This is a genomic window from Flavobacterium granuli, assembly GCF_900129705.1.
Lineage (GTDB): Bacteria > Bacteroidota > Bacteroidia > Flavobacteriales > Flavobacteriaceae > Flavobacterium > Flavobacterium granuli.
Window position 1 is genome coordinate 221064 of the sequence record NZ_FQWO01000005.1, and the last position, 24407, is coordinate 245470.

General features: G+C 35.0%; 20 protein-coding genes and 1 other RNA gene. 7 read left to right on the plus strand and 14 right to left on the minus strand.

All coding sequences use genetic code 11. The features are described from left to right. Positions 1-22: 22 nt before the first annotated feature. The 3 genes from BUB25_RS09145 to BUB25_RS09155 all read right to left on the minus strand — a co-directional run bounded on the left by BUB25_RS09145 (position 23) and on the right by BUB25_RS09155 (position 3526). A complete protein-coding gene (locus BUB25_RS09145) occupies positions 23-1114 on the minus strand; it encodes an acyltransferase family protein (protein ID WP_072943279.1) in 1092 nt (363 codons plus the stop codon). A gap of 63 nt (positions 1115-1177) precedes the next feature. Next, entirely contained in the window at positions 1178-2008 is an 831-nt protein-coding gene (ygiD, locus tag BUB25_RS09150) for a 4,5-DOPA-extradiol-dioxygenase (protein WP_072943281.1), read from the minus strand. 96 nt (positions 2009-2104) lie between these two features. After that, positions 2105-3526, minus strand: a complete 1422-nt coding sequence (locus BUB25_RS09155) for an ATP-dependent DNA helicase (protein ID WP_072943284.1) — start codon at positions 3524-3526, stop codon at positions 2105-2107. Between the two features lie 153 nt (positions 3527-3679). Here BUB25_RS09155 and BUB25_RS09160 point away from each other — a divergent pair, with 153 nt between their 5' ends. Both BUB25_RS09160 and BUB25_RS09165 read left to right on the plus strand, forming a co-directional pair. Beyond that, complete coding sequence (locus BUB25_RS09160) at positions 3680-4501, plus strand: DUF3822 family protein (RefSeq protein ID WP_072943286.1); 822 nt, start codon at positions 3680-3682, stop codon at positions 4499-4501. Next, the gene (locus BUB25_RS09165; RefSeq protein ID WP_072943289.1) at positions 4498-5091 is read left to right on the plus strand and encodes an RsmD family RNA methyltransferase; all 594 of its coding nucleotides are present in this window, start codon (positions 4498-4500) and stop codon (positions 5089-5091) included. Before BUB25_RS09160 ends, BUB25_RS09165 begins: the two co-directional genes overlap by 4 nt. Before the next feature lie 123 nt (positions 5092-5214). On the opposite strand, the gene BUB25_RS09170 is transcribed toward BUB25_RS09165, so the two are convergent. Together BUB25_RS09170 and rnpB are read right to left on the minus strand one after the other, a co-directional pair. Next, positions 5215-6147: a ketopantoate reductase family protein gene (locus BUB25_RS09170; RefSeq protein ID WP_072943292.1), complete on the minus strand. Its 933-nt coding sequence runs from the start codon at positions 6145-6147 to the stop codon at positions 5215-5217. A 127-nt stretch (positions 6148-6274) separates the two neighbouring features. Further along, an RNA gene (gene rnpB / locus BUB25_RS09175) (RNase P RNA component class A) lies at positions 6275-6606 on the minus strand. 165 nt (positions 6607-6771) lie between these two features. Between rnpB and BUB25_RS09180 the strand changes: the two genes are divergently transcribed. The 4 genes from BUB25_RS09180 to dnaX all read left to right on the plus strand — a co-directional run bounded on the left by BUB25_RS09180 (position 6772) and on the right by dnaX (position 9742). Next, positions 6772-7080 (plus strand): hypothetical protein, encoded by a 309-nt coding sequence (locus tag BUB25_RS09180; protein WP_072943295.1) that lies wholly within the window; start codon positions 6772-6774, stop codon positions 7078-7080. Positions 7081-7123: 43 nt separating this feature from the next. Beyond that, positions 7124-7423, plus strand: coding sequence for a hypothetical protein (locus BUB25_RS09185; RefSeq protein WP_072943376.1), 300 nt, complete (start codon positions 7124-7126; stop codon positions 7421-7423). Between the two features lie 16 nt (positions 7424-7439). Continuing rightward, positions 7440-8552: a class I SAM-dependent methyltransferase gene (locus BUB25_RS09190; RefSeq protein ID WP_072943297.1), complete on the plus strand. Its 1113-nt coding sequence runs from the start codon at positions 7440-7442 to the stop codon at positions 8550-8552. Positions 8553-8656: 104 nt separating this feature from the next. After that, the gene (dnaX, locus tag BUB25_RS09195) at positions 8657-9742 is read left to right on the plus strand and encodes a DNA polymerase III subunit gamma/tau (protein ID WP_072943299.1); all 1086 of its coding nucleotides are present in this window, start codon (positions 8657-8659) and stop codon (positions 9740-9742) included. Positions 9743-9785: 43 nt separating this feature from the next. Here the strand turns inward: dnaX and BUB25_RS16610 are convergent, their stop codons facing one another. Next, complete coding sequence (locus BUB25_RS16610) at positions 9786-9962, minus strand: hypothetical protein (protein ID WP_170066894.1); 177 nt, start codon at positions 9960-9962, stop codon at positions 9786-9788. Positions 9963-10041: 79 nt separating this feature from the next. Between BUB25_RS16610 and BUB25_RS09200 the strand changes: the two genes are divergently transcribed. Then, positions 10042-10386, plus strand: a complete 345-nt coding sequence (locus BUB25_RS09200; RefSeq protein WP_084089481.1) for a DNA polymerase III — start codon at positions 10042-10044, stop codon at positions 10384-10386. 235 nt (positions 10387-10621) lie between these two features. Here the strand turns inward: BUB25_RS09200 and rpsA are convergent, their stop codons facing one another. The 8 genes from rpsA to glgB all read right to left on the minus strand — a co-directional run bounded on the left by rpsA (position 10622) and on the right by glgB (position 24401). Next, on the minus strand, positions 10622-12400 hold the full coding sequence (gene rpsA, locus BUB25_RS09205) for a 30S ribosomal protein S1 (protein ID WP_072943303.1): 1779 nt from the start codon (positions 12398-12400) through the stop codon (positions 10622-10624). 284 nt (positions 12401-12684) lie between these two features. Continuing rightward, positions 12685-14061: a nucleoside permease gene (locus tag BUB25_RS09210; protein WP_072943305.1), complete on the minus strand. Its 1377-nt coding sequence runs from the start codon at positions 14059-14061 to the stop codon at positions 12685-12687. 75 nt (positions 14062-14136) lie between these two features. After that, the gene (cmk, locus tag BUB25_RS09215; protein ID WP_072943379.1) at positions 14137-14832 is read right to left on the minus strand and encodes a (d)CMP kinase; all 696 of its coding nucleotides are present in this window, start codon (positions 14830-14832) and stop codon (positions 14137-14139) included. A gap of 259 nt (positions 14833-15091) precedes the next feature. Continuing rightward, entirely contained in the window at positions 15092-17542 is a 2451-nt protein-coding gene (lon, locus tag BUB25_RS09220) for an endopeptidase La (protein ID WP_072943384.1), read from the minus strand. A gap of 181 nt (positions 17543-17723) precedes the next feature. After that, entirely contained in the window at positions 17724-19040 is a 1317-nt protein-coding gene (locus tag BUB25_RS09225; protein WP_072943307.1) for an MFS transporter, read from the minus strand. A gap of 113 nt (positions 19041-19153) precedes the next feature. Beyond that, positions 19154-19969 carry a M48 family metallopeptidase gene (locus BUB25_RS09230; RefSeq protein WP_072943309.1) on the minus strand — a complete coding sequence of 272 codons (816 nt, stop codon included), beginning with the start codon at positions 19967-19969 and terminating at the stop codon, positions 19154-19156. A gap of 90 nt (positions 19970-20059) precedes the next feature. After that, positions 20060-22459, minus strand: coding sequence for a glycoside hydrolase family 31 protein (locus tag BUB25_RS09235; RefSeq protein WP_072943311.1), 2400 nt, complete (start codon positions 22457-22459; stop codon positions 20060-20062). Between the two features lie 34 nt (positions 22460-22493). Beyond that, on the minus strand, positions 22494-24401 hold the full coding sequence (gene glgB, locus BUB25_RS09240; protein WP_072943313.1) for a 1,4-alpha-glucan branching protein GlgB: 1908 nt from the start codon (positions 24399-24401) through the stop codon (positions 22494-22496). Positions 24402-24407: the final 6 nt, after the last annotated feature.

Below are 24407 nucleotides of genomic sequence, written 5' to 3' on the forward strand. Positions count from 1 at the left end.
TTATTATTTTGATGAACTGCTTTTACTGTTGTTTTTGCATTTTAGCCTTGGGCTTAAAAACATTTTTCAAATATTTATTGACTGGATTTTCAAACCAAATAAAGCTACTATAGCTTACCAATAAGGAAACTATAAAAATGATGGAAATAATCAAATATTCATTTTCAATATGGAAATATGCCGCATTCAGGTTTTTAAAATATTTCAAAATCAATTGATGAAACATATAAAAACCAAAACTTATTTCTCCTAGAAGAATCAATATACGGTTTGATAAAAAATTGGAAATAAATCCTTTTTGAAATGAAAAAATCAATATTAACAAACTCATAGGCAACCAATAATAAACCGAATAACGCAGTACCAAAGGAAATTCCCTATGAAATACAAAAAACAATACTAATAATAAAACCGATGATATTTCCAGTATGTTGTAATGAATCAGCCTTTGTTGTTTTTTTATTCTCTCGTAGAGTTCAAAAAGCAGGATTCCGATGATGAAATCGAAAATCCTAAAGAAAGGATTCACATAAAAAAGACTTTTATAATGAATGGGTGCAATTAGCAACATCAATAAAGGCAATAAAAAGAGAAACAAAGTCAATAAACCCTTATTGAATTTATAATATTTAAGCTTTGAAATTAAAATTATTAAGAACGGAAACAGCAAATAGAAAAAAAGCTCATTGGAAATACTCCATGAAGGCGAATTGAACGAAAAATAGATTATTCGTATTGGAATAAAACTTTGAGTCAGAGTCAAATTAAAAAACAGCTGTGTAAACCAGGTCGAAAGTTCAAAAGAAACATCCTGAAGCGTTAAGGGCACGGCTATCAACAAACACAACAGATGCAACGGATAGATTCTGGCAATTCTGGCAATGAAAAAATCCTTATTCGAAACTTTTTTATTCAAGATTGAATCTCGGTAATTATACGCCAGTATAAATCCGCTTAAGATAAAGAAAAAACTAACTCCAATGTAGCCTTCCTTCAGAATATACTCATGTATCCATCTGAAATAAGGAGAATTGCTTTTGCTCAAAAAAGTTAAATGATGAGCAAAAATCATAAAAGCGAAAAAAAAGCGTAACGAAGTTAAAGGTTTAATCATTGATTGCGAAGTATATCTATTGGTTTTATAATACCTTAAAAGGAGCTTCTGTCTCTAATAAGCCTACATAATCTTTACCGAAGTCATGCTCAATGAACCAGCCACTAATTTGTCGTTAAACAAGCTGAGTTCCTCGTTTTTTTCTTTTAGTCCTAGAGTATAAATCAAAGGCAAATAATGCTCCGGGGTGGGGATTGCTAATTGCAGTGCTTTACTTTGTTTTTCAAAATCGATCAAAGGCTGGAAATTTCCGTCAACCAAATAATCATTTACCGTTGCTCTGGCTTCAATTGCCCAATCGTAACCGTAATTATCCTTGTCAAAATTGTGATAATCGACCAATCTTAAATTATGAACAATATTTCCACTGCCAATAATAAGAATACCTTTGTGGCGCAATTCGCTAAGTTTTCGAGCCAAATCAAAATGAAATTGTGCCGGTTTAGAATAATCAATACTCAACTGAATTACAGGAACATTGGCATCGGGATATAAATGTTTAATTACACTCCAAGCGCCATGATCCAAACCCCATTCATGGTCCAACTCTGTTTCAGTAGGCAACAACAATTGTTTGGTTTCTAATGCTAATTCGGGACTGCCCTTGGCTGGATATTGCACATCAAACAAGGCTTGCGGAAAACCACCAAAATCATGAATTGTTCGGGGCATTCCCATCGCGGTGACTTTAGTGCCTTTGGTAAACCAGTGTGCCGAAACACATAAAATAGCGTTAGGCTGTGGCAAAGTTTTGGCCAGATTCCTAAAACCAGCTACAAACTGATTCTCTTCTATAGCATTCATCGGGCTACCATGCCCTAAAAACAAAGCCGGCATTTTATCGGTATTCGAAAAAGAGCCTGAAATTTTATGTAAATCGTTTAGTGTATTCATTTTGCTATAAAATTAAAATTATGCCATTCTTTTTTGCCACGGATTCAGGAATAAGAAGTACTATTTTTAGTAATAATTCGTAACGAAATTAAAAAATTATTCCACAAAATTTTCATCCTTAAAACCTATCAAATATAACTTATTTTTCGCTCGGGTCATAGCCGTATACAACCAGCGGATATAATCCCTGTCGATACCATTCGGCAAATAGGGCTGTTCTATAAAAACTGTATTCCATTGACCTCCTTGGGACTTATGGCAGGTTATTGCATACGAAAATTTAACTTGTAGGCCGTTGAAATATTCGTTGGCTTTTACTTTTTGAAACTGCTTGTACTTGGTTTCTCCTTCATAATCTTTCAACACTTCCTGATACAATCGGTTGGATTCTTCATAAGTCAAAGAGGGCGATTCGCTTTTTATCGTGTCCAACAGTAAAACTGTTTCAAATGGAATCTGGCTCGGATAATCGACCATTCGTATTTTTACTTTGGCAAACTTAAAACCATATAATTCTTTGATATTAAAAATTTCCAAAACCTCTATAATATCGCCATTGGCAATAAATCCGGCTTCATCAGTTTCTTTTAACCAAAAATAATTATTCTTGACCACCATCAGGAAATCGCCAGTAGACAATTCGCTTTCTTTATCGAGAATTTTGGTCCGAATCTGCTCGTTGTATTGGTTCGCTCTTTTATTTGAACGAACAATAAAAGCGGTGTCTTCGATGCTGTAATTGCTGTAAGCTGAATTAATCGCATCCTGAATATCATAACCATCGGTCAGGCGAACGATATCTTTGAATTTTTTAACATCAAACTGAAAATCGGTGATAAAAGAATCCTTCAACAATTCCCTTAGTTCGGTTGCATTATGCAAAATTCCGGAGCTTTCTTCCTGACGCATTACTTCATCGAGTTCAATATAATCAACTTCTTTGTTGTAATTCATACCCAAAGTACGGATATCCAAAGCCGGGCTGATATCTAAATTCACCGGGGGCAACTGAGCCGTATCTCCCAATAAAATCATCTTGCAATTGCTTCCCGAATACACATAGGAAATTAAATCATCGAGCAAAGAGCCGTTTTCGTACAACTTAGAATCGGAATTCGTATCCGAAATCATCGAAGCTTCATCGACGATAAAAATGGTATTTTTGTGTTTATTGGGCTGCAACGTAAAAGAAACCCCACCAGCCGAAGATTTCTTAGGGAAATAGATTTTTTTATGAATCGTAAAAGCAGCTTTGTTCGAATAACTGGCAATCACTTTGGCTGCGCGCCCCGTAGGTGCCAGCAAAACATATTTTTTATTAATTTCTAAAAGATTGTTTACAATAGTCGAGATTACAGTAGTTTTTCCCGTTCCTGCATATCCTTTTAGCACAAAAATGGTGTCGTTGTGAGCTTCGGTTAAAAAAATAGCAATTTTTTGAAAAAAAATATCCTGATTGTACGTTGGACTAAAAGGAAATTTTTTTCGTAAAAGGCTATAAAACAGGGAGGAATTCATTGTGGGATACTTGCTATAAAATGAAGTTCAAAGATAAGGATGAAATTCGAGGGAATCACATTAAATCCCTTTAGAATAAAAAAAAATTGTAAGTTTGTCATCGCATTTTATCCTTTCCGCACACTATAGTAAGAACGGATTATAAATCAGATTATGTCTACACCAAACACGAATATTACCGAAAAGAAATATAAAAAACTCTCCGTTCAGGTTTCACTGAACGGATTGTCTTTTTGCTGTTTTGACACCCTAAACAATACCATTACCTCATTCAGGGAAGTTCATTTTGACACTTTTCATAAAGGAATAAAAATCGAGGATTTATTTTCGAATGCGTTCAGCGATTATCCGGAATTGAATGATTCCTATGATGACATACTCATTATTCACAGTAATAATCTTTCGACCTTTGTTCCCGCTCCTCTTTTTGATGAGAATTTTATGGGAAGTTATTTGCAATACAATACCAAGGTTTTTGAAACTGATTTTTTTGCTTTTGATGAAATCAGCAATTACCAAATCAATTCGGTTTACATTCCTTATGTCAATATGAATAACTTCTTTATTGATAAATTTGGCACTTTCGATTACAAACATGCCAACAGTATTTTGGTACAAAAATTATTAGATGCTTCCAAAAATATTGATGACAAAAAAATGACCGTGCATTTTAATTCGGACCATTTTGAAGTTGTTGTAATTCAAAATCAAAAATTAGTATTCTTCAATTCGTTTGATTATCAAACACCGGAGGACTTTATCTATTACGTTTTATTTACTGCCGAGCAACTGCAATTGAATCCGGAGCATTTTCCTTTGGAGCTCGCAGGAAACATTGACAGCGAAAACGACTATTTCAAGATAGCCTACAAATACATCCGAAACGTTTCCTTAATTGACGTGGAAGATTTACGATGGAACAATTATTTTTCTGAGGCCGAAAACAGAAATCATTTTATACTTTTCAACTCATGAGAATCATTTCAGGAAAATACAAAGGAAGACGTATCAGTCCGCCAAAAGGATTACCCGTTCGCCCTACAACCGATATGTCTAAAGAAGCATTATTCAATGTTTTGAACAACCATTTCAGTTTTGAGGGATTGAAAGTTTTAGACCTGTTCTCCGGAACCGGAAATATCAGTTACGAATTTGCCTCCAGGGGAAGCACTCCAATCACATCTGTAGATGGTGATTTTGGATGCGTAAAATTCATCAAGCAAGTCGCTGCCGAATATGATTTTAATATTGCTGCCACAAAAAGCGATGTTTTTAGCTATTTAGAAAAATGCAAAACAACTTACGATATCATTTTTGCCGATCCTCCTTATGGATTAGACCAAAAAACTTTTGAAAAAATAGTTTTGCTAATTTTTGAAAAAAACTTGCTTAATAATGACGGAATGATGGTAATCGAACATTCAAAATACACCAAACTCGATCACCTGATTCATTTTTCATTCCAGAAAAGTTATGGCGGTTCTATTTTTAGTTTTTTCGAAATTAGTTCAGCTGATGAAGATTCTGAAAACGAAGCTATGCAAAATGACGGCGAAGAAGAGTAATCCCGATACCTTATAAAAACAGAAAAACCCTTGTAATTACAAGGGTTTTTCTGTTTTATAATACATCTTCAACAAACTAAAATAAAAGTATTCTAGGATACTAATAAAATGAATAAATCAAAATTAACTATTAGAAATTACAGCCAATTTATCCAAAACCTTTTGATACATTGGCGTTTCGATTTCGTATTTCAAACCCTCATTCACCACAAATTCCGTAAGAGAAGCCAATTCAAATTTATGTCCCGCCAACACATCGCGATGCATGGATGAAGTTGCGTTATGAGGTGTTTTTTCTAATTTAAGAATTGTTTGCATGATGATGTCATTTGGCAGCTTCAAGCCTTTTACAGCTGCTATCATGGTAATCTCGTTCAAAAGTTCCACATAAACATTTCGACTTGATTGGCTGTTCAAAATTTCGCCTACATTTTGATCTAGGTACGAAGTGGCAGAGGCCAAAGCCGAAATGAAAACGAATTTTTCCCAAACCGTATCTTCGATGTTGTCTACAAAATAACTTTCGATAGCAGCATTTTTGAAAATAGTCTGAAGAGCATTCAATTTAGAAAGTGGCGCCAAGTCAGAACCAAAAAACAATTTCTCAAAAGAACCAATTTTCTTGATAACTCCTGGGCTTTCAATCATAGAAACGATATATACACAAGCTTGCAACACTTCATTATCAGGATAAAGAGCACTGATTCTTTCGGTGGCGTCAACCCCATTATATAGTGGAAGAAATATGGTATTTTTAGCAACACACTTTTCCAAAGGAAGAAGACTTTCTTCAATATCATAGGTCTTTGTTGCACATATAATGTAATCTAATTTTCCGATAACTGCCGGATCATCAGAAACAATACTTGGAAAAACAATACTTTCGGAATCATCTGTAATAATTTTCAAACCGGATTCCGCTATCCTTTTTTGAGTTTCGCCACGGGCAATAAACACAATTTCGATTTTATCGGATTCGGCATAAGCTTTAGCTAAAAGTCCGCCAAAATAACCACCTACTCCACCCAAACCTAAAATACCTATTCTTGTTTTCATAACTACTATTTAAAAATTAAACCATTAAGAAATTCAGAAAATTAAGCCTTGGGACTTAATAAAGCTTCATTTCTTAATGGTTCTCTTTTAGATTTCACAATCCTTATTGTATTCAATCTTTTAATAAAAAAAAAACAGACCTATAAGCCGGATTCTGTATTCACCAGAAGGTGAACCCTTACCATTTATCTAGACTTATAATTACTCATAAGCTCAAGCTATCTACCCTTCAGCAACGGACGAGAAGCCCTTAAATGCTGATATACTTGATATTTCACCGCATAGAGTTTACCTGGTTTCACTACAGCATTACCTGTACATACTTTCTGTTGCACTTGTCCTAATCCGTCCCGATAATTATCGAGGCGAACCGACGGGTGTTACCCGCTATGCTTCTCTATGGTGTCCGGACTTTCCTCCCTCCCAATAAATCAGGACAGCGATAAGGCGGTCTGTTTTGCAAAAATACACATTTTAGATTTAAGATTACTGATTAGGTAATCATGAATTTTAGACTTTAAATAGTTTAAAATTTTTTTTTGACATTGAATTGTTTAACACGGCTTTTACAACGACTTAAGAATAAATTAGTTATCTTTAAATACTAATTTTAATCCTCCCGTTATGAAACCTATTTATCATTATACCACCGTTTCAGAAGCATTAAACGATTTAAATGAAATGGGATTTACTTATGATTTTAACATTAATGAAAATGAAATACTGAAAAACCCGCATCAGCACGAAGTCAAACATATTTATCGTTATGAAGGCGATTCAGATCCCGGCGATGAAGCGATTGTCTATGGAATCATATCTAATTCTGGCAAAAAAGGAGTTTTTGTAGCCGGATTTTCGGCTAATAGTGATAATCAAGCCGCAATTATATTAGCAAAACTATGCATTGAAGGAAGCGACCAATGTGAAATTTAATTTTTTAATTACGCCTTTAACACCAACCAAAGAAGAACTTGCTATGAAAAACAAATACCATTATGCCTCTGTATCCAAAGCTTTGGATGAATTAAATGAAAACGGCTTTAATTATGATTTCAATCTCAATGAAGGCGATATTGTTAAAAATCCCCATCAATATGAAATCGTACATATTTACCGCTATGAAGGGAATTCAAATCCAGATGATTCTGCAATAGTTTTTGGTATAAAATCAAAATCGGGAAAAAAAGGTGTTTTTGTAGCTGGTTTTTCGGCTAATTCTACTAATGAAGCCGCTCAAGCTCTAATAAAAGTAAATATTGCCGGCAGAAATAAATAGAAACTCCCTTTCCATTATGTCCTTATCCGAAATAATAATCGAGCGAATAAAAAAAGAAGGACCTCTCTCTTTTCGGGATTTTATGGAAATGGCGCTCTATTATCCGGAACTGGGTTATTATAATTCAGTACAGAAAAAAATAGGCGCCAATGGGGACTTTTACACCAGCGCCAATCTTTCGGCTTCATTTGGAGCCATGATTGGTCGTCAGATGGAAGAAATGTGGCAGTTGTTAGGCCAAAATCCGTTTACAATTGTTGAATATGGAGCTGGTACAGGACTTCTATGTCATGATATTTTAGATTATCTTAAAAGTAATTCTCTTTTATATGATAAGCTAAACTATTGTATCATAGAGAAAAGTGTTGCTATGCAAGAAATAGAGAAGCAACATCTTCTGGAAAAAGTAAGTTGGTATGCTTCAATTCAAGACATTCCTGAGATTAACGGCTGTATTTTATCCAATGAATTGGTCGATAATTTCTCGGTTCATCAGGTTGTTATGGAAAACGAACTAAAAGAGATTTATGTAGATTACAATAAGGGTTTTAAAGAAGTATTAGAGCCTGCCAAGAAAGCGCTTATTGATTATTTTGAAGCTTTTGATATCAAATTACCAAAAGGATTCCGAACTGAAGTAAATTTGGACGCCATCTCGTGGATAAAGGAAGTTTCTCAATTTTTAAAAAAAGGCTATGTAATTACTATTGACTATGGATCTTCTGCTTCAGAATTATATGACAACCGCAGGAGTTGCGGAACCCTTTTATGCTACAACAAACACCAAAAAAATGACAATCCTTATCAATACATTGGGAATCAAGACATCACCACACACACTAATTTTACCGCCTTATCCCAATGGGGTTTTGCCTGCGGATTGGATTATTGCGGAATGACAGATCAAACTAATTTCCTGACCGCTCTTGGCATCAAAGAATACTACAATACAACTGTAATTAATACTAGAATCAACTCGCAGTCCAAAATTCACGAATCCTACATTAATTATGGATTATTGATGAGTATGGGGCTAAGATTCAAAGTATTAATTCAGCAAAAAGGAACACCTAAATACCCGTTATCCGGGCTGAGATTTACCAATTCTAGCGGCATGCATATACATTAAAACAACAGCTAAATCTTAGAATCGGATTAATTTGAGAATTAAACAAAGTATCATTTTCATAATATAATCCCAATGCCTATATTTGCTTTCGAATAGAAATGCTAATGGAACAGTTTATAGTATCGGCTCGTAAATACCGCCCACAAACCTTTAATGATGTTGTGGGACAAAAAGCAATCACCAATACTTTATTGAATGCTATAGACAGCAACCACCTTGCTTCTGCTCTATTGTTTACTGGACCTCGTGGTGTTGGAAAAACAACCTGCGCACGAATCTTGGCCCGTAAAATCAACCAGCCTGGTTATGATGACCCCAATGAAGATTTTGCTTTTAATGTCTTTGAATTGGATGCCGCATCAAATAACTCTGTTGATGATATTCGAAATCTGATTGATCAGGTTCGAATTCCACCCCAAACCGGAAAATATAAAGTTTATATTATTGACGAGGTACACATGTTATCTTCGGCAGCATTTAATGCGTTCCTAAAAACATTGGAGGAACCGCCAAAACATGCTATTTTTATTTTGGCAACGACCGAAAAACACAAAATAATACCAACGATACTTTCTCGTTGTCAGATATTTGATTTCAAAAGAATCACTGTTAAAGACGCCAAAGAACACCTAGCCGAAGTAGCCACTAGTCAAGGAGTAGTTTTTGAAGACGATGCTTTGCATATTATTGCTCAAAAAGCCGATGGCGCGATGCGTGATGCCTTATCTATTTTTGACAGAGTCGTTTCCTATTGCGGGACAAATCTGACGCGTCAGGCCGTTACTGAGAATCTGAATGTACTCGATTTTGAAACATACATTACAATCACCGATTTAATTCTTGAAAACAAAATCCCGGATTTGCTTTTGGCATTCAATGACATTCTAGCCAAAGGATTTGACAGTCATCATTTTGTTTCGGGATTAGCTTCGCATTTTAGAGATTTATTAGTCAGCAAAACTCCTTCTACTCTTTCCTTATTAGAAGTTGGAGAACAAGCTCAAAAAATGTATGGCTTGCAAGCTCAAAAAGCAAGCGCCGACTTTTTGTTGAAAGGTATTGCCATTGCAAATGATTGTGATTTAAAATTTAAACTAAGCCAAAATCAACGATTACTTGTTGAACTTTGCTTGATGCAACTTGCCTCTATCACTTTTGATGGAGAAAAAAAAAAGTTGACACCTTTATAATTCCGCCTACCTATTTTAGAAAAAATGATTACTCCATAGCAGATCAAACTAAAACTTCTGCTACTCCTGATATTTCTATAAATCCTGTAGTTAAAACTGTAGAAATAACAGCAGAAAAACAAACTGAAAAAGCAGCTGTAGTTTCGACATCAAAAACCGATACTGCGGTATCTAACGAACCAAAAATATCAGCCTTTTCGCTATCCAGTATTCGTGCCAAAAAAGCACTAGAACAAAACAGTAAACCGATAGTAAGAGAAACGACTCATTTACCTACAGAAGCCTTTACAGAAACTGAAATGTTACTGCAATGGACCAAGTACGCACAACGTCTAGGAGACAAAGGTTACAAAATAATGGAATCGTTATTACTTATCAATGATCCGGTATTGAAAGGCACATCCATTAGTATAGAACTACCTAATGAGGGTTCTAAATTGGATTTTGAAAAAGAAATGAACGGTCTTTTAGGGCACCTGAGAGGACATTTACACAACCATGACATCACCATTGAAGTTATTGTAAACGAAAGCTTCGAGAGTAGAAAAACCTTTAACGACCAAGATCGTTACAATAGACTGCATGAAATAAACCCGAACATTGAACTCCTAAGAACAACCTTCGGCTTGGATTTAGATGCTTAATATAAGTTGTTTTTAAAATTAATTCTCTGTTTAACAAGAATCGAATAAAAGACACACTTTCGGTCGATTATCCACAGCATTTACTTTTAAGCCCTTTAAAAAACAAAACCGGCGAATTCTTTTCCAGAGATGAACTTCTTATTTTCAGCAATCAAAATATCAATAATCAGAGATTAGAAACAAAAAAAAAGCCTCACATTGCTGTGAGGCTTTTTATATTTAAAAAATCAAGAAATTATTTTTTCTCTGATTTTTCCATTTTAGCTTTCAATGCAGCCAATACATCATTGTTATCTCCTAAAGTTGCAGCTGGTGCATTAGTAGATGAAGCAGATGAAGTATTTTCAGTTGCAGCTTTCACATTTTTCTCTTCTTCTTCACGGAAGATAGCAGTGTGAGAAGCAACTACTCTTTTGAATTCTTTGTTAAATTCGATTACTTTGAAATCAGCAGTATCACCTTTTTTCAATTTCTTACCATCTTCTTTTTCAAGGTGACGAGTAGGAATGAAAGCAACGATATCATCTCCGAATTCTACAGTAGCTCCTTTATCAACGATTTCAGAAATTTCACCGTTGTGGATAGTTCCTACAGCGAAAGAATCTTCGTATTGATCCCAAGGATTAGCAGTAGTTTGTTTATGACCTAAAGATAATTTACGTCCGTCAACATCTAATTCTAATACAACTACATCAAGTTTCTCACCAACATTTACAAATTCAGATGGGTGTTTGATTTTCTTAGTCCAAGACAAGTCAGAAATGTAGATTAATCCATCAATTCCTTCTTCTAATTCTACGAAAATACCAAAGTTTGTAAAGTTTCTAACGATACCTGTATGTTTAGAACCTACTGGGTATTTAGAAGTGATATCAGTCCATGGATCTTGAGACAATTGTTTGATACCTAATGACATTTTACGGTCATCTCTATCTAAAGTTAAGATAACAGCTTCAACAACATCTCCAACTTTTACGAAATCCTGAGCAGAACGTAAATGAGTTGACCATGACATTTCAGAAACGTGGATCAAACCTTCAACACCTTCAGCAACTTCGATAAATGCACCGTAATCAGCGATTACAACTACTTTACCTTTTACTTTATCACCAATAGTTAAATTAGCATCTAAAGCATCCCAAGGGTGAGCGTTTAATTGTTTCAATCCTAATTGAATTCTTGTTTTCTCGTCATCGAAATCAAGGATTACAACGTTTAATTTTTGATCTAATTCAAGAACTTCAGATGGGTGGTTGATTCTTGACCAAGAAAGGTCAGTAATGTGAATCAATCCATCAACACCACCTAAATCAATAAACACACCATAAGAAGTAATGTTTTTAACAACACCTTCTAATACTTGTCCTTTTTGTAATTGACCTATGATCTCTTTTTTCTGTACTTCAATATCCGCTTCAATAAGCGCTTTGTGAGATACAACAACGTTTTTGAATTCGTGGTTAATTTTTACCACTTTGAATTCCATTGTTTTGTTTACATATACATCGTAGTCTCTAATTGGCTTAACATCAATTTGAGATCCTGGTAAGAAAGCTTCAATACCGAAAACGTCAACGATCATACCACCTTTAGTTCTGCATTTTACAAAACCATTAACGATTTCTCCTGTTTCATTAGCAGCAATAACTCTATCCCATGATTTGATAGTACGTGCTTTTCTGTGAGATAATACTAATTGACCTGTTTTATCCTCACGGATATCAATCAATACTTCTACTTTGTCACCTACTTTTAAGTTTGGGTTGTAACGGAATTCGTTCAATGAAATAACACCTTCCGATTTTGCGTTGATATCAACGATAACGTCTCTATCTGTAATTCTTACAACTACTCCTTCTACCACTTCTTCTTGATCTGTAGCGATAAAAGTTTTTGAAACTAGTTCTTCGAATTCTAATAAGTTTTTCTCATCCACTACATCAATTCCTTCTTCGAAATTGTGCCAGTTAAAATTTGCTAAAAACTCTTCTTGTGATTTTAATTGTTCAGACATGCTGATAAAAATTTGTATTCTGTTTTCTTTGCGTTTCTTGATGCGGTAAAAAAACAGAAGTTGTTTTACATAAATAGTTGAATCCTAAAGGAAACGCTCATCGCCAAAAGGACTGCAAAAGTAATTCTTTTATATGAAATGACAAAATATTTTAAAAAAGATACAACAACAAACAACAAAAATATAACTCACTGACAATCAACGCACCTAAACAAGTTCCTTTTGATAATAAAAAACCCGATAAATTTTGAAATCTATCGGGTTCTAGCATTTAGAAGTAATGCTTAATGACTCAAATTCTCTATCTCTTTCGGATCGTGTTTATGTTTAAACAATATTGCAAAAGCGATCGCAATAACTAAGGCATAAGCCGCAAATGACAACCAGATGGTGTGCCAATCCTTCATTAAAATTTCACTGCCAAAAATACCATCGGCAGAAATTGTATTGCCGTGACTCTTTACAAAATCCAGCATTTTAGAATTATTCGAATCTGTTTGTAAGAAACCAGCTAATTCAGTTGTGTTCTGGAAAGATTTGGTAAAAAAACGATCAATCGCCCATCCCGATGTCAAACTTCCAAAAACAGCTCCCACTCCGTTAGTCATCATCATAAATAATCCTTGTGCTGATGAACGTATCTTAGAATCAGTATTGCTTTCTACAAATAAAGATCCCGAAATATTAAAGAAATCAAACGCCATTCCGTAAACAATACAAGACATAATAATCATCCATAAACCATTTACAGGATCTCCAAAAGCAAACAAGCCAAAACGCAATACCCAAGCGAACATACTAATGAGCATTACCTGTTTGATCCCAAATCGTCTTAAGAAAAACGGAATTGCCAAGATAAATAAGGTCTCAGAAACCTGAGAGATTGACATTATAATCGTTGAATATTGAATCACGAAAGAATCGGCATATTTTGGAAAATGTTTGAACTCATCCAAAAAAACATCCCCATAAGCATTCGTAAGCTGCAAAGCACCTCCTAAAAACATTGAAAACACAAAAAACAAAGCCATTTTGTAATTCCCAAATAATTTAAACGCCTCTAAACCTAAGGTTTCAACCCAAGAAGCATCCTCCTTAGTCAAGCGTTGCGGTTTACATTTTGGCAAAGTAAACGAATAAAAACCCAGCACTAAAGCACCTATTCCAGCAATATAAAACTGGTATTCATTAGCCTTGCTTCCACTTAAATTGGTTATCCACATAGCCGCAATAAATCCAATAGTCCCCCAAACACGAATAGGCGGAAAATCCTTCACTATATTTTTATTATTCAATTTCAATGAAGTATAGGAAATCGAATTACTTAAAGCAATGGTAGGCATATAACAGCACATTGCTGCAAACATCACATATATAAAGTTATCTGGGGTTGTTACCTGAGTAATACCAAACAAAACCGCCGCATAAAGAATATGCAGAACACCGTACAATTTTTCAGCATTAACCCATCTATCGGCGATAATCCCTGTTAAAGTTGGCATAAATAAAGAAGCAATTCCCATGGTTCCAAAAACTAATCCAAACTGGGTTCCTTCCCAATTTTTAGTTCCAAACCAATAATTCCCAATTGTAATAAGCCAAGCTCCCCAAACAAAAAACTGAAGAAAACTCATTATCACCAACCTATTTTTAATTCCCATAAGATGAATTGTATTTTATATTTTGAAAAAAGAACAAGGCGTAAATCTAATATTAAAAATAAGATTTACAAAAAATTATAACATTTTAGTAATCTCATCAATTAATTCTAAGACAGCTTTAAACTGCTCTTCTCTTGTAAGGTGAGAATTATCAATCTCTACAGCATCCTCGGCTTTTACTAGCGGAGAATTACTTCTGTGTGTGTCAATATAATCCCGTTCTTCCACATTTTTCAATACTTCCTCAAAAGTGACACTATCCCCTTTTTGGATCAACTCATCATATCGTCTTTGCGCTCTGGTAGCGGCACTTGCCGTCATGAATATTTTAAGTTCGGCATCCGGAAAAACTACTGTCCCGATGTCTCTTCCATCCATAACAATCCCCTTGTTTTTCCCCATCTCTTTTTGTTGCTCCACTAATTTAGCACGAACATCCGATAGTTCAGCTACCTTGCTCACAAAACGAGATACTTCTATGGTTCTGATTTCTTTTTCTACATTCACCTCATTCAGATACATTTCGGCAAAACCCAAATCAGGATTGAATTTGAATTGTAAACGAATAGTTGGCAAACTAGCAACTAAGCCTTCTTTATCAAAAAAATCTTCCTTAATATAACCGTTTTGCATTGCAAATAAAGCGATAGCCCTGTACATTGCACCTGTATCAACATAAACATAACCTAATTCCTTGGCCAATTGTTTTGCCAAAGTACTTTTCCCCGTGGATGAAAATCCATCAATAGCAATTGTAATTTTTTTATCCAAAATAGTGTTCTTGAAAGTTATGCAACTGTTTATTTTTATTGTAAAAATTAATTTTACCCTTTCTTTTCCTAACAAAAAGAAGTCATCATTGGATAAAATCAATATTTATATGTTCGAATTCAAATGCGAAGATAAAATTATAAAATCAGAAATGATTATTTTCTATTTCAATTTCGAAACAAATAAAAATCCAAAACCATCACTTAATCCTCTTAAGTATATGGTTTTGGATTTTCTATTTTCTGAAAAAGGGATTTAGCTACAATATTTTAGCGTTTTTTACCTTTTGGTCTGTAATGGCAATCTTCAAAACTTCGCTCATTTCTTTTACATAATGAAAAGTAAGACCTTCAAGATATTGCGGTTTTATTTCGTCAATATCACTTTTGTTTTCATGACAAAGAATAATTTCTTTGATATTAGCACGCTTAGCAGCCAGGATCTTCTCCTTGATTCCACCCACCGGCAAGACTTTACCTCTTAGGGTAATTTCGCCCGTCATAGCAATACTTTTCTTTACTCTTTTTTGAGTAAATAAAGAAACCAGAGAGGTCAACATCGCAATACCAGCACTTGGCCCGTCTTTTGGCGTTGCGCCTTCAGGAACGTGCAAATGAATGTTGTATTTTGTCAAAACATCCGGATTCAGGCCTAAAAGTTGCGCATTGGCTTTGATATATTCTAAAGCAATTGTAGCTGACTCTTTCATTACCGTACCTAAATTTCCGGTAATCGTCATAGTTCCTTTTCCTGGAGAAATCAACGATTCGATAAAAAGAATATCTCCTCCTACACTAGTCCAAGCTAAGCCCGTAACAACACCCGCAACATCGTTACTTTCATATTTATCTCTTTCCAATCTAGCAACACCTAGGACTTTTACAATATCCTCATCTGTCACTTTCTTGTTGTATTCTTCTTCCATGGCGACTGATTTGGCCGCATTTCGAATTACTTGAGCTAGTTTAGCTTCTAATCCACGTACACCGGATTCACGGGTATAACCTTCGACGATTTTTTCCAATTGTTTCTTGCCAATGGTTAAATCCTTAGCAGTTAAACCATGTTCTTTTAATTGTCTTGGGAACAAATGCTGACGTGCAATCTCGACTTTTTCTTCGATCGTATAACCTGACATTTTAATAACTTCCATTCGGTCTCTCAATGCCGGTTGAATGGCTGCCATATTATTAGACGTAGCGATAAACATCACTTTCGACAAATCATAGCCCATTTCGAGGAAATTATCATAAAAAGAATTGTTTTGTTCCGGATCCAACACTTCTAATAAAGCAGACGAAGGATCGCCCTGATTGCTATTAGATAATTTATCAATTTCGTCCAAAACAAAAACTGGATTTGAGGTACCTGCTTTTTTCAAACTTTGAATAATTCTTCCCGGCATTGCTCCAATATAGGTTTTTCTATGTCCGCGTATCTCGGCTTCATCGCGCAATCCTCCCAAAGAAATTCGCACATATTCTCTCCCTAAAGCCTCAGCAATCGATCTTCCTATTGATGTTTTTCCTACTCCCGGAGGTCCTGTCAAGCAGATAATTGGCGATTTCATATCATTTCGCAGTTTTAAAACGGCCAAATGTTCAATCATTCTTTTCTTAACCTCTTCTAATCCGCAATGATCTCTGTCCAAAATCTTTTGAGCATGTTTCAAATCAAAATTATCTTTTGAATACACATTCCAAGGCAATTCTAAAAACAGCTCCAAATAATTTCTTTGAATTCCAAAATCAGGCGCCTGCGGATTCATTCGACGCATTTTGGATAATTCTTTTTCGAAATGTTTTTGTGTTTTTTCATCCCATTTTTTGCTTTTAGATTTCACAAGCATTTCGTCCATTTCTTCCTCTTGTGAAACACCTCCCAATTCTTCTTGGATGGTTTTCATTTGTTGATGAAGAAAATATTCTCTTTGTTGTTGGTCTAAATCAAAGCGCACTTTAGATTGAATGTCGTTTTTTAATTCGAGTTTTTGCAACTCAATATTCATATAACGAAGCGTTTCTAAAGCCCTGTCTTTTAAACTGTTTATCGCCAGTAAATCTTGTTTTTCTTTAACTGACAAATTCATGTTAGAAGTAACAAAATTGATCAGGAAAGATTGGCTTTCAATGTTTTTGATAGCAAAGGTAGCTTCACTGGGAATATTTGGACTTTCCTTTATAATTTGAATTGCTAATTCTTTAACAGAATCCAAAATAGCCAAAAACTCCGTGTCTTTCTTGTTGGGTCTGTTTTCTTCAAACTCTTTAATAGAAGCTGTGATATAAGGCTCTTCAGAAACAACAGTATCTATTTCGAAACGTTTTTTTCCTTGAAGTATCACCGTAGTATTTCCATCAGGCATTTTCAAAACGCGTAAAATCTTGGCAACGGTTCCTATAGTATGAATATCATCCTTTGTAGGATCTTCGTCTTCTTCATTTATTTGGGCTACAACTCCAATTATTTTTCCTGCCGCATTGGCATCATTAATCAATTTTATTGATTTATCACGACCCGCAGTAATAGGAATTACTACGCCTGGAAACAAAACCATATTGCGCAAAGGCAAAATAGGCAATGAATCCGGTAATTCCTCGTTAATCATTTCTTCCTCGTCTTCCGGAGTCAATAATGGTATTAATTCGGCATCTGAATCGAATTCTTGAAGTGACAGATTGTCAATTGTAAGTATTTTGTGGTTTGACATAATATATTTAAGTCTTTTTGTCATTAAACATTTCAATTTCATCAACAAATAACCGTTTATATCGGTATAGAATCGATTTAAGCCGCCTATTTATTAATCCTGTTAAAAAGGCAATCTCCATGCCATTCTAAAAAAGTGTTGCTAATAAAATCTTTTAGATTTCATTCCTTTTTACGAATAATCACTCTTTATATTTTTTTACTTTTTTCATAAAACTGAGCACAATATAACCCATTAAAAAGAAAACAGCCAATATAAAAATGGAGTTACGCATCGAATTGGTAACTGAAGCTACAAATCCAAAAATAAAAGTCCCCAATACAATAGCCATTTTTTCGGTTACGTCAAAAAAACTAAAATAAGTTGCATGATCTTCAGTTTCCGGCAGTAACTTCGAATAAGTAGATCGAGACAAGGATTGAATCGCACCTAAAACCATTCCAATCAAACCTCCTAAAATAAAAAATTGGGTATCTATATACTCACTTTTAGCATCTAATAAGTAAATCGCAAAACAAATAAATCCCCAAATGGCAATAGTTAATTTTAATGTTTTTATGTTTCCGATTTTTTCTGATATCCTTGAAAAAAAATAAGCGCCAAAAATAGCTACCACATTTATTAACAAAATGATAATAATCAATTTACTGGTATCAATACCCAGTTCCTTTTTTCCAAAAACTCCAGCCAATAGTATCATTGTCTGAACCCCTATACTATATAAAAAAAATGCTGTTAAGAATTGCTTTAAATTGGTCAGTTTATTTATATTTTCCGCAACCACCTTAAGTTCCCTCAATCCTTTAAATACATAGTCCTTTCTGGGTTTTTTATGAAAAACATTATTGGGCAAATAATAAAAAGTCACTTGAGCAAAGCCAACCCACCAAATACCAACAGATAAAAACGAAATTCGTGCCGGCAAAGTCGAATCTGTTATTCCATACCATTCCGGCATCATCACCATAGTCAGATTAAAAGCCAATAGAATAATCGAACCAACATAACCATACATAAACCCTTTGGCACTCACTCTGTCATGCTGTTCCGGAAAAGCAATTTCAGGTAAATAGGAATTATAAAAAACAATACTTCCCCAAAAACCGATACTAGCCAAAATCGTTGCCAGAATACCAATCCACAATGTGTCCTGTCCTTTAAAGAAAAACATGCTCATTACTGAGAAAGAACCGAGATAGCAAAAAAACTGCATAAACCGTTTTTTGTTTCCGGTATAATCTGCTATTCCGGATAATATTGGCGACAATAAAGCCACCATCAAAAAAGAGAAAGATAAAGAGTACGATAACAAAGTCGAATTATTAAATTCAGTCCCCATAAACTGAACGATCCCATTATTATCACTGGTTACCGCTTCATAATAGATGGGAAAAACTGCTGTTGCAATAACTAAACTATACACAGAATTAGCCCAATCATAAAAAGCCCAGGCATTTATCATCTTTTTATCTCCTTGCTGTAATGTTGTCCTACTCATAATTTGACTCAAATTTATTTTAAATGCAACTAACGTTTTTTAGATAGCTTATTCTTTATCATAAAAAAAGCCAAATCAAACGAAATGGCCTTTCTTTTTACAAAATATTATTTTTATTTGGGCAACATCCCTACTTTTGCCGCTGTTGCTTTTGCTTCAGGTATCAAAGCCTTCAAATTAGCAATTCTGGTAGCATCAGAAGGGTGTGTACTTAAAATTTCCGGTTGGGTTTGTCCAGCTGATTGAGCTGACATTCTTTGCCAAAAAGTGATTGCCTCTTCTGGATTATAACCTGCAATTGCCATTAATGTCAATCCAATTTTATCTGCTTCCGTTTCATGACTTCTGCTAAATGGCATCATCACCCCTACCTGCGAACCTATTCCGTAAGCCTGATTCCATATTTGTTGCGTTTCAGCGCTCTTATTTCCCGTTGCTACTGCAACTCCTACCGCTCCTAATTGCTGAATTTGAGCTGCACTCATTCTTTGCGCACCATGATTTGCAATGGCGTGAGAGACTTCGTGTCCCATTACTGTTGCCAATCCCGCATCATCCTTTGTTACAGGTAAAATCCCCGAATACACAACAATTTTTCCTCCTGGCATACACCAAGCATTCACTTCTTTATTATCAACTAATTTGTATTCCCAACGATAATCTTTCAAATATTCCGATTGTCCTAAATAAGTCAAATACTTTTCAGATGCCGCTTTAATTCTCATCCCCACCTTTTCGACTCTTTTTGCATCAGCAGTACCTGAAATAACTTTGTTTTCTTTTAGAAAAGTTCCGTATTGCTGAAAAGAAGTTGGAAACAATTCGCTATTAGAAACAAAATTCAATTGCTTTTTTCCCGTGATAGGATTAGTTGCACAAGAAAATACCAATCCTAAAGTACAAGCTCCTAATATTAAATGTTTTTTCATAATAATTAAGTTTAATAAAACAAAAATACAATTAAAATTAAGTTTTTATTTATAAAATTAAAGTCAAATTTTACATTTTTTTGTTTTTTTCTATTCTCCAATTAGTTGCAAAACGGCAAATTCCTTATCCACAACAAGATAATTATCTGCTTCAAAAGCCTCCTTGTCAAAAGGAACTTTTTCGCTATCGATTTTAAGGCTCTTTATTTTAAAAGGCAAGCCAATAAGATTCAATTTATACTTTGAATAATTAGTTTCGAATTTCCCTTCTTTATGCAATTGAATAATTAATTTATTTGATTTCCCTGTTAGCTGAAAAGACAGCAAACTGTATCTTCCTTTTTTATAATCATAGCCGTCTTGGGCATCCTCATAAACCACTGATTTTTCTTTGCCCTCTTTATAATAAACATCCAATGTGAGTTCGTCAAATTCCAGTTCGCCTACATACTGCTGAACAGGGTACTTTGGGATGATAGCACCTGCTTTCACAAAAAGAGGAATTTCATCAAATTGAGTATCCACCCACATTTCTTTACCTCCGGGAACTAAGGTATTTGTCCAGTAATTATACCATTCTCCTTTAGGAAAGTACATTCTTCTACCTAAAGCGTTAGGTTCTAAAATAGGGCAAACCAATATTTGATTTCCAAAAACAAATTCGTCGTTTCTATAATGTGTCTGCGCATCTTCTTGATCGAAATAAACCAAGGGTTTCAACATGGGTATTCCCTCTTCAATATACTGCCAAAACATAGTATATAAATACGGTAATAGTTGGTAACGCAGGTTTACAAATTTTCGGGTAATATGAATCACTTCCTCATCAAATGCCCATGGTTCCTGATTTCCATGATCTCCGGAAGAATGTGTTCTGCAAAAAGGATGAAAAACCCCCAATTGAATCCAGCGCGCATACAACTCCCCTGAAGGCTGTTCTGCAAAACCACCTATATCAGAACCCGTGAAACCCATTCCTGAAATTGACATTCTCTGCATCTGAATATTAGCAATCCATAAATGTTCCCAACTCGCTACGTTATCCCCTGTCCAAGAAGAGGAATAGCGTTGTGCTCCTGAATAAGCTGATCTTGTGATAATAAAAGGCCTTTTAGGATAGGCAAATCTTTTTACGCCATGATAAGTAGCCCGAGCCATTTGTGTTCCATAAATATTATGTGCTTTTCTATGGCTGCAAGGATTTCCATCATAATCATGGCGTACATCCATAGGAAAGGTTTTATTAGGCACTTCCATCACTGCAGGCTCATTCATATCATTCCAAACTCCTTTTACTCCAATATCCGAAATTAATTCTTTAAATAAACCAGCCCACCATTCTCGCACTTCGGGATTTGTGTAATCTGGAAAATTACATTCGCCAGGCCAGACTTTTCCTTTCATATACGGTCCATCGGCTCTTTTGCAGAAATAATCCTTTTCTAAAGCTTCTTTATAAACAGCATAATTTTTGTCAATTTTTATCCCAGGATCAATAATAACTACTGTTTTAAAACCATTTTCGGCTAATTCGGCCACCATTCTTTTGGGATCGGGAAAATAGTCTTTGTTCCAGGTAAAACATCTGAAACCATCCATATAATCTATATCCAAATAAATGGCGTCACATGGAATTTTCAGTTCTCTAAATTTAGCCGTAATTTCTTTCACATTGCTTTCCGGATAATAACTCCATTTGCATTGGTGGTAGCCCAAAGTCCACAGTGGTGGCAATTCCGGTTTTCCTGTTAAATCCGTATAAGTGGTTACTACCTCTTGCATTTGGGGACCGTAAATGAAATAATAATTCATTTCGCCTCCCTCGGCCCAAAAACTGGTCACATTTCTTCTTTCCTGACAAAAATCGAAAAAAGTCCTAAAAGTGTTATCAAAGAAAATACCATAGGATTGCTTATTTTGTAGTCCAATATAAAAAGGAACTACCTTATATAAAGGCTCCTGGTCTTTTTGAAAAGCATATTGATCCGTAGCGAAATTCTCTAATCTTTTCCCCTTCAAATTCAATTGGGTAGCCTTATCTCCAAGGCCGTAGAAACATTCGCCCTCTTTTGAAGCTTTACTCATTTTGACAATATTTCCGCCATATTCGTAACTTTCTTCCCAATGAAAACCCAATTCATCCTCCAAAATCACATTTCCATCCAAATCAAAAACAGACAGTCTTAAATCTAATTTTTGAATCCTGCATTGTACTTTACTGGTCTTTATTTGATAATAGGTTTCGTTATCGCTAACCTCGAGAAAATTATAACCCTGCGAATGATTTTTATCTATGGCATAGGAAAAATCGTTGCTAAAATATCCTTTTGTCGTGAATCGAAAACGAATCAGACTGTCTCTTATCACGGTTACTTTTAGTATTACATTATTATCTGTATAAAAAAATACGGAGTCGACATCATGCTTATAAGAAACTATTCGTGACGGATATAAATCCCCTCTATATTGTAATTCTGTGTTTGTAATCATCTGGTTTTAAATTGTTTTAATGCTTCTCTCTTTATTACGAAAACTTAAGAACGATTGTACCTAAAGGAGGCAAAATCAATTCTATTGAATAATCTTTTCCGTCATAAGGTGAAGGTTCAATCGTTAAGTGATGGGGATTATTTACACCGCTTCCGCCGTATTTTTTATCATCACTATTAAAAATCTCAGTTAAATTCCCCAGTCGGGACATACCAATTCTGTAATTTGAACGAACGATTTGCGTAAAATTGCAAACTACGATAACATCCTCTTTTGGATTATTCCCTTTTCGAATAAAAGAAATTACCGCATTTTCATGATCCGAATAATTAATCCATTCAAAACCATCCGGGCTAAACTGTTTTTCATAAAGTGCCGGCTGAGTTTTATACAATTTATTTAAATCAGCAACCATATCTTTTACTCCTTCATGGTAAGGATATTGATTCAAATGCCAATCTAAGCTACTTTCAAAATTCCATTCTCTGCTTTGTCCAAACTCATTCCCCATAAACAAGAGTTTTGTCCCGGGATGGGTAAACATATAGCCGTAGAGCAACCTTAAATTGGCAAACTTCTGCCATTCATCGCCCGGCATCCTGCCCACAATAGATCTTTTACCATGAACTACTTCGTCATGAGACAAGGGCAACATGAAATTCTCAGTAAAAGCGTATGTCATCGAAAAAGTCAAATCATTTTGATGGAATTTTCGGTACACTGTTTCTTTTTGAAAATAGTCTAAAGTATCGTGCATCCATCCCATCATCCATTTCATGCCAAATCCAAGTCCTCCATCATAAGTTGGTCTTGAAACCATTGGGAAAGAAGTACTTTCTTCGGCAATGGTTTGCACTCCTTTAAAATTAGCATAAACCGTTTCGTTGAATTCTTTCAAGAAACTTATGGTGTCTAGGTTTTCTCTTCCGCCGTAAATATTCGGTTCCCATTCCCCTTCTTTTCTGGAATAATCCAAGTATAACATGGAAGCAACGGCATCCACACGCAACCCATCTACATGATAATGTTGCAACCAGAATATCGCATTACTGATTAAAAAAGAACGAACCTCATTTCGACCATAATTAAAAACCAAACTTTTCCAGTCAGGATGATAGCCTTTTTTACGATCGGGATGTTCATAAAGATTTGATCCGTCAAAAAAACCCAAACCGTGTGCATCATCAGGAAAATGCGAAGGAACCCAATCTAGAATCACTCCAATTCCGGCCTGATGTAATTTATCTACCAATACCATGAAGTCTTGTGGTTTTCCAAAACGGGACGTTGGCGCAAAATAACCCACTAATTGATAGCCCCAAGAAGGATCATAGGGATATTCCATTACAGGCATGAACTCTACATGGGTAAATCCCATTTTTTTTACATAATCTACCAAATCTTCGGCAAATTCAAGGTAGGTCAGAAATCGATTGTCTGAGATATGCCGTTTCCAAGAACCCAGATGTACTTCATAAACCGAATATGGTCTATTTAATCCATTATGGTTTTCACGGTTTTCCATCCAGTTATGATCTTTCCATTTATGCTCCAAATCCCAAATTACAGAGGCAGTGTGCGGCGGTTTTTCACAATAAAAAGCAAAAGGATCCGATTTTTCGGTGGCAATTTCACCATTATTAGACTGTATTTTATATTTATAAAGGGCTCCTTTGTCTAATTCCGGAATAAATCCTTCCCAAATACCCGAAGAATCCCAACGTACTTCCAGCTGATGTTCTCCTTGGGTCCAATAATTAAAATCCCCAACAACCGATACGGATTGAGCCGTGGGTGCCCAAACGGCAAAATATACCCCTTTGACACCGTTTAATTCGATCAAATGAGCGCCTAATTTTTCATATAATCGATAATGCTTTCCAGCTTTAAATAAATCAATGTCAAAATCAGTAAAGAGAGTATGCGAGAATACTTTATTCATGGTAAT

Excerpts from the sequence above, each read along its gene's own strand:
- BUB25_RS09235 (WP_072943311.1), bottom strand. The coding sequence starts at position 22,459 with ATGATTACAAACACAGAATTACAATATAGAGGGGATTTATATCCGTCA.
- BUB25_RS09155 (WP_072943284.1), bottom strand. The coding sequence starts at position 3,526 with ATGAATTCCTCCCTGTTTTATAGCCTTTTACGAAAAAAATTTCCTTTT.
- glgB (WP_072943313.1), bottom strand. The coding sequence starts at position 24,401 with ATGAATAAAGTATTCTCGCATACTCTCTTTACTGATTTTGACATTGAT.
- BUB25_RS09180 (WP_072943295.1), top strand. The coding sequence starts at position 6,772 with ATGAAACCTATTTATCATTATACCACCGTTTCAGAAGCATTAAACGAT.
- BUB25_RS09225 (WP_072943307.1), bottom strand. The coding sequence starts at position 19,040 with ATGAGTAGGACAACATTACAGCAAGGAGATAAAAAGATGATAAATGCC.
- rpsA (WP_072943303.1), bottom strand. The coding sequence starts at position 12,400 with ATGTCTGAACAATTAAAATCACAAGAAGAGTTTTTAGCAAATTTTAAC.
- BUB25_RS09185 (WP_072943376.1), top strand. The coding sequence starts at position 7,124 with ATGAAAAACAAATACCATTATGCCTCTGTATCCAAAGCTTTGGATGAA.
- BUB25_RS09165 (WP_072943289.1), top strand. The coding sequence starts at position 4,498 with ATGAGAATCATTTCAGGAAAATACAAAGGAAGACGTATCAGTCCGCCA.
- BUB25_RS09200 (WP_084089481.1), top strand. The coding sequence starts at position 10,042 with ATGTTACTGCAATGGACCAAGTACGCACAACGTCTAGGAGACAAAGGT.
- BUB25_RS09190 (WP_072943297.1), top strand. The coding sequence starts at position 7,440 with ATGTCCTTATCCGAAATAATAATCGAGCGAATAAAAAAAGAAGGACCT.
- BUB25_RS09160 (WP_072943286.1), top strand. The coding sequence starts at position 3,680 with ATGTCTACACCAAACACGAATATTACCGAAAAGAAATATAAAAAACTC.
- dnaX (WP_072943299.1), top strand. The coding sequence starts at position 8,657 with ATGGAACAGTTTATAGTATCGGCTCGTAAATACCGCCCACAAACCTTT.
- BUB25_RS09230 (WP_072943309.1), bottom strand. The coding sequence starts at position 19,969 with ATGAAAAAACATTTAATATTAGGAGCTTGTACTTTAGGATTGGTATTT.
- BUB25_RS09210 (WP_072943305.1), bottom strand. The coding sequence starts at position 14,061 with ATGGGAATTAAAAATAGGTTGGTGATAATGAGTTTTCTTCAGTTTTTT.
- BUB25_RS09170 (WP_072943292.1), bottom strand. The coding sequence starts at position 6,147 with ATGAAAACAAGAATAGGTATTTTAGGTTTGGGTGGAGTAGGTGGTTAT.
- lon (WP_072943384.1), bottom strand. The coding sequence starts at position 17,542 with ATGTCAAACCACAAAATACTTACAATTGACAATCTGTCACTTCAAGAA.
- BUB25_RS09145 (WP_072943279.1), bottom strand. The coding sequence starts at position 1,114 with ATGATTAAACCTTTAACTTCGTTACGCTTTTTTTTCGCTTTTATGATT.
- ygiD (WP_072943281.1), bottom strand. The coding sequence starts at position 2,008 with ATGAATACACTAAACGATTTACATAAAATTTCAGGCTCTTTTTCGAAT.